Origin of the sequence: Hymenobacter profundi, assembly GCF_019334315.1 — a bacterium.
Taxonomy (GTDB): Bacteria; Bacteroidota; Bacteroidia; order Cytophagales; family Hymenobacteraceae; genus Hymenobacter; species Hymenobacter profundi.
Map to the genome: position 1 here is coordinate 43644 of NZ_JAHWGL010000023.1, position 10904 is coordinate 54547.

General features: G+C 60.6%; 9 protein-coding genes. 8 read left to right on the forward strand and 1 reads right to left on the reverse strand.

All coding sequences use genetic code 11. The annotated features are described in order from the left end of the window. Positions 1-118: 118 nt before the first annotated feature. Positions 119-814, reverse strand: coding sequence for a peptidoglycan DD-metalloendopeptidase family protein (locus KYK14_RS08215; protein WP_219158367.1), 696 nt, complete (start codon positions 812-814; stop codon positions 119-121). A gap of 203 nt (positions 815-1017) precedes the next feature. Here KYK14_RS08215 and KYK14_RS08220 point away from each other — a divergent pair, with 203 nt between their 5' ends. From KYK14_RS08220 to KYK14_RS08255, 8 genes are all read left to right on the forward strand, one after another. Beyond that, on the forward strand, positions 1018-2130 hold the full coding sequence (locus KYK14_RS08220) for a ferredoxin--NADP reductase (RefSeq protein ID WP_219158365.1): 1113 nt from the start codon (positions 1018-1020) through the stop codon (positions 2128-2130). Between the two features lie 31 nt (positions 2131-2161). Next, entirely contained in the window at positions 2162-2800 is a 639-nt protein-coding gene (locus KYK14_RS08225) for an NUDIX hydrolase (protein WP_219158363.1), read from the forward strand. Between the two features lie 92 nt (positions 2801-2892). Further along, complete coding sequence (locus KYK14_RS08230) at positions 2893-4635, forward strand: M3 family oligoendopeptidase (RefSeq protein ID WP_219158361.1); 1743 nt, start codon at positions 2893-2895, stop codon at positions 4633-4635. Between the two features lie 243 nt (positions 4636-4878). Next, positions 4879-5553: an LEA type 2 family protein gene (locus KYK14_RS08235; RefSeq protein ID WP_219158359.1), complete on the forward strand. Its 675-nt coding sequence runs from the start codon at positions 4879-4881 to the stop codon at positions 5551-5553. 243 nt (positions 5554-5796) lie between these two features. After that, on the forward strand, positions 5797-7929 hold the full coding sequence (locus tag KYK14_RS08240; RefSeq protein ID WP_219158357.1) for a TonB-dependent receptor plug domain-containing protein: 2133 nt from the start codon (positions 5797-5799) through the stop codon (positions 7927-7929). Between the two features lie 48 nt (positions 7930-7977). Then, a complete protein-coding gene (locus KYK14_RS08245; RefSeq protein ID WP_219158355.1) occupies positions 7978-8613 on the forward strand; it encodes an HmuY family protein in 636 nt (211 codons plus the stop codon). 98 nt (positions 8614-8711) lie between these two features. Next, a complete protein-coding gene (locus KYK14_RS08250; RefSeq protein WP_219158353.1) occupies positions 8712-9542 on the forward strand; it encodes a heme/hemin ABC transporter substrate-binding protein in 831 nt (276 codons plus the stop codon). Between the two features lie 100 nt (positions 9543-9642). After that, on the forward strand, positions 9643-10737 hold the full coding sequence (locus KYK14_RS08255) for a FecCD family ABC transporter permease (RefSeq protein ID WP_219158352.1): 1095 nt from the start codon (positions 9643-9645) through the stop codon (positions 10735-10737). The last annotated feature ends 167 nt before the right edge of the window (positions 10738-10904 follow it).

Below are 10904 nucleotides of genomic sequence, written 5' to 3' on the forward strand. Positions count from 1 at the left end.
CATTCAGCGGCTGACCCTTTTTGTCAGAATAAAGGCAAGGTGCCAGCTTTAAATGGGTTAGGGGTCCGTCATCAATCCAGGAACTCAATCGACTTCCCTACCCCCTCTCCAACCAAACTTACAGCCATTGGCTTTGCAAAACCAGGTTGGGATCGGGGCAAAGCGCAGCCCACTGGTCACGCTCTGCCGGCGCGGCCACGCCGGGAAAGTCTCCTTGGCGGCCTTGCATGTCGGCTATTACCTGAAAGTGCAGGTGTGGGGGCCAGTCGCCGTTTTCGGGCGGAGGGCCTACCTCGGCAAAGGTGGTGCCTTGCGCGATGGTCATGCCGGGGCGCAGCAGGGCCGTTTCGCGGCGAGTGAGGTGGCCGTAGAGGGTGTAGAAAACTGTGTCTTCGAGCTGGTGTTGCAGAATGATGGTAGGACCGTAGTCGCCAAAGTTGGCATTGTCGGCCAGGCTGTGCACTACGGCATCGAGCGGCGCCAATACGGGCGTACCGGCGCGCAGCCACACATCCACGCCTAGGTGCAGGGAGCGGGCCGGAGCGCTGTCGTCGGCGAAGAGGGTAGGGCTGCGGCGGTAAATCACGCGGTTTTCGAGGTAGCCGCCTACCCCAATATCAGCCTGTTGGGCAGCCAGCAGACGCGCTACTAGGTCCGAAAACGCATCCGTATCGCGTAGGTTGGTATCAGTTAAAAGTGGATTGGCAGCCGTGAAATCGAGGCGGGCCACATCGGGTGCGCTCAGGTCGACGGGGAGTACCGGCCCAAACTCGTGTTGGTGACGCTCCAACAGCTCGGCAAGGGGAGAAGGCATAGGGTAGGAAGTTGAATGTTGAAAGCAGGTAAGAAGAAAGAAGCTGAACTTAAAGGACGAATACAGTACCAGCGGTCCGCAAAGCACGTAAATACCAACAGAAGCTACGCCATCCGCCGGGGAATCCCGTACTTTGTGCCCCCCAAACGGTTGGCCCACGCCACCAGTGCTATATCGAATTCCCAGTTTCTAAGTTTACCAGCATGTCTTACCTCACGCTGAACGTCGTTGACCTCACCCAGGAAGCGCCCGACGCCGTTACCATCTACCTCGAAAGCCCCGACCGCCAGCCCATTGCCAGTCAGCCCGGCCAGTTCCTGACCCTGATTCTGCCCTGCGGCCCCGGCGGCAAGAAAGAGCGCCGGGCCTACTCGCTCAGCAGCACCCCCGGCGAGGCCCCGCGCCTAGCCGTCACGGTGAAGCGGGTGGCCGGTGGCCTGGTCAGCAACTACCTCCTAGACACGGTGCGGGTAGGGCAGCAAGTAGAGGCCATGGCGCCGCTGGGCAACTTCACCCTGCAACCCAACCCCGGCGTGACTCGCTCGCTGGTACTCGTTGGGGCCGGCAGTGGCATCACCCCGCTGATGAGCATCCTGAAAGCCGTGCTACGCGAAGAACCCCAGAGCCGGGTGCTGCTCGTGTACGGCAACCGCACCGAAGAATCGGTGATTTTCCGGCAGCAGCTGGCCCAGCTAGAGGCGCAGTCGGGTGGGCGCTTGCAGGTGGAGCACGTGTACAGTCAGCCGCACACGCCCGCCAGCGGGCAGCCGCACAAGTATATTGGTCGCCTCAACCGCACCATGCTGCTGCGTATTCTGGAGCAGCGCCACACCAGTGCCTCAGTGCAGTCGGCAGAGTATTACATGTGCGGCCCGGAGGGTATGATGACCGAAGCTCGCGCCGCTCTGGACCTACTGGGCGTACCGGCCGCGCAGATTCACCGCGAGAGTTTCGTGGCGGCTGCCGACTCGGCCGAAACCGCCGCTGCTCAGCCCAACGGCCACGGCGACGTATCGACGGCCGATGATGACGACGCCTCGGCTACCCGCAAAGTGACCGTGCAGTACGAAGGCAGCGAGTACCAGTTCGACGTAGCGCCCGACCAAACCATTCTGGAAGCGGCCCTCGACCTGGATATCGACCTGCCCTACTCTTGCCAGGCGGGCCTGTGCACCGCCTGCCGTGGTAAGTGCCTGAGCGGCAAGGTACACCTGGATGAGCGCGAAGGGCTATCAGACTCCGAAATGGAAAAAGGCTACGTGTTGGTGTGCGTGGCGCACCCGCTCACCAAGGATGTCGTCATCGAAATAGATTAGCAGTCGAGCTAGCATTTGCCTACCTTCCACTATGGATACAACCACGTGGCTGACCGTTGCCCAGCGCTTGCAGGCGCTGGCGCAAACGGGTCTGGAATATTCAAAAGGTAGCCCTTTCGACTTAGAGCGGTACGCCGAAATCAGGGCGCTGAGCGTGCAGATGGTGGCCGGGCTGACGGAAGAACCATTGGAAAAAGTAACCGCCTTTTTCACCTCCGAAACCGGCTACCAAACCCCCAAGGTAGACGTGCGAACAGTCGTATTCCGGGGTGCCGACGAGGTGCTGATGGTGCAGGAAAAAATGGACCACAACCGCTGGACCCTACCCGGCGGCTGGGCTGACGTGGGCCTGACGCCCTTCGAAGTAGCCGAAAAAGAAGCCGAAGAGGAAACCGGCCTGCACGTGCGCGCCGTGCGCCTGTTGGCTTTGTTCGACAAGAAGCAGCACCCACACCCGCCGCAACCCTGGTACGTTTACAAATGTTGTATTTTGTGTGAGGTGGTAGGCGGCGAGCTGGGCAACGATAACGTGGAAACCATAGGGGCCCGTTGGGTACGCGAAGCTGAGCTGGACAACCTTGACCTATCCACCGACCGTATTACCAGGTCGCAGCTGGCTACGCTGTTTGAGTTTGCCCGCCAACCCGATAAGCCCACGCTCTGCGACTAAACCTACAGCCCCTGCCCGCGGTTACGTAGTATTGGCCTCACACAACCTTGCCAGGCCGCTTCCCTCCCTAAAAACGATAGATGCCGAATTATATGAATCTTGCTCCCGCGTCGGCTACTGAGCTGGCTACTGATATGCAGCGTCCTGCGCGTCGCTACTTGCCCGAGTCGTTTGTGGTAACCGATTGGGCCTCTTTGCAGGCCTATTTTGAAGAGCTGCGTGACCGAACCATCGACTCGGCAGGCGAGCTGGAAAATTGGTTGCTCGACCGCTCGGAGCTGGAATCGGTGCTGAGTGAGGACTTGGCGTGGCGCTACATCCGCATGACATCGGACACGCAGAGCCAGGAGCGGGCCGAGGCGTTTCAGTTTTTCGTGAATGAGGTGGAGCCGCAGGCCGCGCCCTACGACCACGCCCTCAACGAAAAGCTCATGTCCTCGCCCTACCTGCCGGAGCTGGACCAAGACCGCTACCGCGTATTCATCCGCTCGGTGCGGCAGGCGCTGGATATTTACCGCGCCGAGAACATTCCGCTGAAAACCGAAATCAGCACCAAGCAGCAGCAGTACGCGGCCACGGTAGGGGCCATGACGGTCACGCTGGACGGCAAGGAAGTGACCCTACCCCGCGCCGCCGATAATCTCAAAAACACCGACCGTTCGGTGCGCGAAACCGCCTACCGCGCCATTCAAGAGCGACGCTTGCAGGATGCCCAGGCCCTCGACCAACTCTTCACGGAGCTGGTGACCCTGCGCGACCAGATGGCCCGCAACGCCGGTTTTGCCAACTTCCGCGACTACATGTTTGCCGCGCTGGGTCGCTTCGACTACACCGCTGAGGACTGCTTCGACTTCCACCGCGCCATCCGCGAAACCGTGGTGCCCTTCATCGACGACCTCGACCTGGAGCGCCGTCAGGACCTGGGACTAGCCGAGCTGCGTCCCTGGGACTTGGACGTGGATACTTCCGGCAAAGCGCCGCTGCGGCCGTTTGAAACGGGCGAAGAACTGCTGGAAAAAACCATCACCGTGTTCCAGCGCCTCGACCCTTTCCTGGGTGAGTGTCTGCGCACCATGCGCCAGATGGGCCACCTCGATTTGGAGTCGCGCAAGGGCAAGGCGCCGGGCGGCTATAACTACCCGCTGGACGAAACCGGCGTGCCGTTCATCTTTATGAATGCCACCGCGTCCCTACGCGATGTGGTGACGCTCTTGCACGAGGGCGGCCACGCCGTGCACTCCTTCCTCACACGCCGCCTACCCCTCTCCGCCGACAAGCACCCGCCATCCGAAGTGGCCGAGTTGGCTTCCATGAGCATGGAGCTGATGAGCATGGACTATTGGGACGAGTTTTTCCCGAACCCCGACGAGCTACGGCGCGCCAAGCGTACCCACCTCGAAGGCGTGCTGGAAACCTTCCCCTGGGTAGCTACCATCGACAAGTTTCAGCACTGGGTGTACGAGCACCCCCAGCACACCGTGGCCGAGCGGCACCAGCGCTGGACGGAGATATTCGATGAGTTCAACCAGCGCACCGTGAGCTGGAAGGGCCTGGATGACTACAAGCCCTACCTCTGGCAGAAGCAGCTGCACCTCTACGAAGTGCCGTTCTACTACATTGAGTACGCCATGGCCCAGCTGGGCGCCATTGCCGTGTGGCGCAACTACCGCCAGGACGCGCAGCAAGGCCTGGATGCGTACAAGCGCGCTCTGGCGCTCGGCTACACCGCGCCCATTGGAGAAATCTACGAGGCTGCCGGTATTCGTTTCGATTTCAGCACAGAGTATCTGCGTAGTCTGGCTGACTTCGTGCGCGAGGAAATGGCGAAGCTGTAACCACTTACAAACTGCTGTTTGTTCCAACGCCCACCTGCGAAAGGTGGGCGTTGCGTGTTTTTAGGCGACTTGCTGGCTACTCTGCAAACCGGCGCAGCATCTGGCAGGTATTCCTGGGTAGATAAAGAGGTAGAAGGTAATAGTCGTGGAAGCCTTCGCCAAGCAACTGATAAACAACTGAAGAGTAACCCACGCCAACCGAAGCAGGTATAGCTAGTCAACTCTCACCTGTTCTCCTCCTGTATGCTGCCCCTACCTCACTCCACCAAATACCGTTTCCTGCTGGCTGGCCTGGGCCTGCTTCTACTTCTGCATTTCACTGGTTGTGGCATCTCCGAACAGGTGCAGCAAGCCAAAGCATTCGAGAATGCCCAGATTCGCCTGGCATCGGTGCAGCAAGCCACCGTGGCCGGCATCGACATCATGCAGATCCGGCAGCTCAGTGACCTGAGCACTGTGGACAAGGCCCGTCTGGCCGCTGCCTATGCCGCCGGCAACCTGCCCCTGCGCATGCTAGTGAATCTGGAAATCCGCAATCCGAATGCTGAGATGGCTGCCCTGAATGAGCTGGATTACATTGCCCTCATCGACGGTAAGCAGGTAGCCAAAGGCCGCTCTACGCAGCGGATTGAGGTAGCGCCCAACGGTGGCACTACCCTGGCACCCATCACGGTGGAAAGTAATTTGCGCGAGGCCCTGAGGGAGGAGTCGGGTGAAGCTCTGGCCGACCTAGTGCTGGGCTTTGCAGACCGCGACCGTCAGCCCGTACGTCTGACCATGCGCGTGCGCCCTACTTTCGTTACCAATAATGGCCGCCGTATTACACCTGCAGGCTACATCAATCTGAGTAAGGAATTTACTGCTAGTCAATTGATTGACGCCATAGAGAAGCGTGATTCGTTAAACACACGCCCGTAGCCGTAGCACTCTTGTAGGCTACGCTGCACTACCTAGCCGGCTCGATCTTTCGGGCCGGCTTTTGTATGTATTGGATACTTGTTTATTTAAATAAAATCTAAATAAGGCTTGCATCTGAAATTTTGAAGCATACTTTTGCATCACTGTTTAGAATATTTCTAAACAGTGGTTTGGTGACCATCGGGGCTATTCGGCGGAATAGTCCCGAGAATCCAACCCGCATTCGCAATTGCTTCTTTCTTTATGCCCTGCGCTCGTCTTTGTCTGCTTTTGCTGATTACCCCACTGGCCACGTTGGCCCAGCGGCCGGTAGCACCAGCAGACACGGCCCGGCTCCGGGGGCGCACCTTGGATGAGGTAGTGGTGACAGCCACCCGCACCGAAAAGTCCCTGACCGAAGTGCCGATTCCGGTGACAGTGGTAGGCAAGGCCCAGATTCAGGCTATGGGCTCGTTGCGCCTCAACGATGTGCTGGGCGAGCAAACCGGCCTAACCCTAGTGGCCGACCACGGCCGGGGCGTGCAGCTACAAGGCCTGAACCCCGAGTACACGCTGATTCTGGTAGACGGTGAGCCGTTGATTGGTCGCACGGCCGGCACGCTGGAGTTGTCGCGGCTGGCGGTGGGCAACATCGAGCGGATAGAGGTAGTGAAAGGGCCGGCCTCGGCGCTGTGGGGCTCGGAGGCACTGGCGGGTGTGGTCAACATCATCACCCAAAAGCCCCAGCCCGGCACCCGCGGCGACGTGCGCCTACGCTACGGCTCCAACCAGACCGCCGATTTGAGCGGTACGTTCAATACCAAAGGCGAGCGGCTGGGCCTTACGGTTTTCGGCAACCGCTACAGCTCCCAAGGCTATACCCTGCAACCCGCAAGCGGCACGGCCACGGTGCCGCCCTTTGCCAGCTACACAGGCCAGTCGCGCCTCACCTACAAGGTAGGGGAGCGCACGAACCTGAGTGTATCGGGAAGGTATTTTCTTGAAAATCAGCGAAGCACCATGCCCGTGACGGGCGAAGACGGTGCTACGGCCGACGTGCGTAGTGCGGGCCGGCAAACGGATTACAGCGTGAATCCGGTGCTGACCCACACATTCTCCGACAAGCTCTTTGGCACGGCGCGCTTCTACTACGCCGGCTACCGAACCCGCGAAGACTACACCTACACGGCCACCGGCGCGCCCTACGACGCCAGCTATTTCCACCAGACCTTCACCCGTCCCGAGGTGCAGCTCGACTGGCAACTGCACCCGCGCCACCTGCTTACGGTAGGCGGCGGCTTTCTCACAGAAACCGTGGAAGCCACCCGCTACGACCAGCGCCAACGGATGCGCTCGGGCTACGGCTACGTGCAGGACGACTGGTCGCCGGTGCCGGGCCTGAACCTGGTGGCCGGTGCCCGCTACGATGGGCACAGCCAATACCAGGGGCAGCTCAGCCCCAAGCTTTCGGGACGCTACCAGGTGCGGCCGTGGCTGGCGGTACGCGGCTCGGCGGGTAGGGGCTTTCGGGCGCCGGATTTTCGGCAGCTCTACCTCAACTTTTCCAATCCGGTGGTAGGGTATAGCGTGTTTGGCACGCACCAGGTAGGGGAGAGGGTGGCGCAGCTGGCGCAGCAAAACCAGATTGCCCGCGACGCGGCTACGGGCGAACTGCTCATCAACCAAACGCTGCTCGACCAAGCCAGCGGCCTTACGGCCGAAAGCTCCCGCGCATACAATGTGGGCGTGCAGCTCACGCCGGGCAAGAAGCTGAACCTAACGGTGAACTTCTTTCACAACGACCTTGAAAACCTGATTGAAACGGCGGCCGTGGCGCAAAAAAACAACGGACAATCGGTGTTTTCTTACCGCAACGTGAGCCGGGCCTATACCCACGGCGCGGAGGCGGAAGCCAGCTACCCACTGCTGCCCGGCCTCACGCTGAGCGGTGGTTATCAGTACCTGATTGCCAAGGACAAAGACGTAGTAGAACGCCTGAAAGCCGGCGAAGTCTACCGCCGCGACCCGACTACCCTCGCCACCGAGCGAGTGCCTGTGGGCGACTACGGCGGCCTGTATAACCGCTCGCGCCACTCCGGCAACGTGAAGCTGTTTTATCAGGACATGCGGCGCGGCTACTCGGCCAGCTTGCGCGGCATCTACCGGGGGCGCTACGGCTTGCAGGACCGCAACGGCAACCAACTACTGGACGCCGCCAACGAGTATGTGACCGGCTATTGGGTCTGGAACGTGGCTGCCAGCAAAACCCTGCGCCAGCGCTACACCGTGCAGGCCGGCCTCGACAACGTCCTCAACTTCACCGATCCGGCCAACATCAGTACGCTGCCGGGCCGCCAGTACTATGCCAGCCTGGTGGTGGCCATTGGGGCGAAGTAGCGGCATCTCAACGATTTCTCTTTCCTAATCACTATACCCTGCTTTCTGATGAATGCTCTATTCTCCCGTTTTGCCCTGTTGACCCTGACCACGGCTACCCTGAGCCTGGCCGCCTGCTCCGACGACTCAGACGATACCAATGCCGTGGCGCCTGCGCTGGAAGTGAAAACCGCCAGCAACTTAATGCCTGCCGCTGGTGGTACTACCAGCACCGGCCAGCCCGCCACGCCCAAGCACTATGCCTTCTACAGTCTGGCTACTGGCAAAGAAGTGTCCTACACCGACTCGGCTTCCACGAAGTGGGACATTGCCGTGCGCAGTACCACTATTCTGGTAAACGGTGGCACCAGTGGCCCCGGCAAGGGTAGCGCTCAGGTGGTGAATGGGCTGTTTACGGAACTCTCTGAAGCGCCCGCCACGGGGTACAAGCAGGATACCAACACCGGCAAGGCCATTCCGACGGGCTCGGGCAATGGCTGGTACAGCTACAACCCTACCACGCACCTTATTACGCCCATTGCTGGCAAAGTCATCATGCTGCAAACTGCCGATGGCAAATATGCCAAGATGGAAGTGGTAAGCTACTACAAAGACGCGCCCGCCACGCCTACCGCTGCCAGCCCCAGCGGCTGCTATACCTTCCGCCATATGTACCAGCCCGACGGCTCGCGCAACCTGAAATAAAGTCCGGTCTAGGTGGGTAGGCGCGGCGATATGGAGCGCTAACCCTACCTGCCTGGTGCCGGCACAACTCAATCATCAACCAATCAGCCCTACCCTTTATGCCCAAGCAAATCTTGAAGCTGCTCCTCTTACTGCTGCTGCTGGCCGCTACCAAACCGGGGCAGGCCGCCGCGCCCGCCCGTATCGTGTCGCTGAGCGGCACCATCAGCGAAATGGTGTGCGACCTGGGCCACCAAGCCGATTTGGTGGGCGTGGACGTGACCAGCACCTACCCCGCCACGCTGGCTACATTGCCCAAGGTAGGGCACACGCGCAGCATCTCGGCCGAAGGTGTGCTGGCCTTGCGCCCTACCCTGGTACTGGGTACTACGGAGTCGATAAAGCCGGAAGTAGCCGCGCAATTGCGCTCGGCGGGGGTGTCGGTGCAGCTATTCAAGCAGGAGTATTCGGTGGCCGGCACGAAGAAGCTGGTGCAAGAGGTCGCCTCTCTATTAGGCGCCACGGCCCAAGTGCCGGCTCTCACCAAAAAGCTCGACGCCGACCTCACGAAGGTGCAAAAGCCCACGAAAGCGCCCAAAGTGCTGTTTGTGTACGCCCGCGGTACAGGCACCATGATGGTGGCCGGGCAGGGCACCTCGGTGGAAAAGGTGATTCAGCTGGCCGGTGGGCAAAATGCGGCCGTTGGCTTCTCTGACTTCAAGCCCCTCACTGCCGAAGCCCTGGTGGCCGCCAATCCCGACTACCTGCTGCTGTTCGATAGTGGCCTGGAGAGCCTGGGCGGCAAAGCGGGTCTGCTGCAAGTGCCCGGCGTGGCCCAAACCACCGCCGGCCGCACCGGCCACATCATCGAGATGGACGGCCAATTGCTCACGGGCTTCGGGCCGCGCCTGGGCCAGGCTGCCGCCGAACTGGCTCGTTTGACGAAATAGATGCCATTGTTCTGGTGTGGGCCTCACCCCCCGGCTCCTCTCCGAAGAGGGGGCCGGGGTGAGGCCCACACCAGAACAACTCCACTTACTGCCCTTTCCTATGCCTACCCGCACTGCTCCGTCTGTATCTACCGTGCCTACCCGCACCAGCACGGCTACCCGCCGCCGATTGATGCTGCTAGCCGCGGCGGTGCTACTGGTAGCGGCTGTGGTAATAAGTGTAGGAGCCGGAGCCATGCGCATTGCCCCAACGGCGCTGCTCGGTATCTTCCTGGCGAAGCTGGGCATGTCGACAACGCTTGGTTTTGAGCCGCAACAAGAGGCTGTGCTGTGGGCTATCCGGCTGCCGCGGGCTTGTTTGGGTGTGCTGGTAGGCGCTAGCCTGGGATTGGCAGGAGCGGCTATGCAAGGCCTGTTCCGCAACCCCCTGGCCGATCCGGGGCTAATTGGCGTGTCGGCGGGGGCGTCGTTGGCAGCGGTGGCTACCATTGTGCTGCAAGCCACACTGTTTCAGACAGCAGGCGAGTGGCTGGGGCTGTATCTGCTGCCGGTAGCGGCGTTTGTGGGCGCGTGTGGCACCACGCTGGTTGTATATCAGCTCTCGAAGGAAGGGGGTAGGGCCGTGGTCAGCACTATGCTGCTGGCGGGCATTGCCATCAACGCGTTGGCGGGCGCCCTCACCGGCCTGCTCACCTATGTGGCCACCGATGCTCAACTGCGCAGCATCACGTTTTGGGGGCTGGGTAGCCTGGGTGGCGCCTCGTGGCCGATTATCCTGAGTATCCTACCTTTTCTGGTGGTGCCGTTGCTGTGGCTGCCCCGCTTAGGCAAACAGCTGAACCTGCTGGCATTGGGCGAAGGCCCGGCCGCCCACTTGGGCCTGCCAGTAGCTTCGCTCAAGCGTCAGCTCATCGTGCTCAGCACCCTGGCCGTGGGTACGTCGGTGGCGGTGGCGGGTGCCATTGGTTTTCTGGGACTGGTGGTGCCGCACTTGGTCCGCTTGGTGGCCGGCCCCGATCACCGGGGTGTGCTGCTGGGCTCGGCGCTGGGCGGCGCGGCGGTACTCACGCTGGCCGATACGCTGGCGCGCACCGTAGCGGCTCCCACCGAGCTGCCCATCGGTATCCTAACGGCCCTGCTCGGCACGCCGGCTTTCATTGTGATTCTGCTTCGCGAAAAGCGCCGGCTGTTTTAGCATTGGTTGTTGCACGATGTAGAGACGCCTACTTGCGTCTCGTCGTTGAACGATTTCGGCCATGCGGCGCGGACGACGAGACGCAAATATGCGTCTCTACATCGTGCACTAGTTAGTAAAAATAACGTCCTGTTACTGATTGGTAATCATTATAATATACAAGTGTT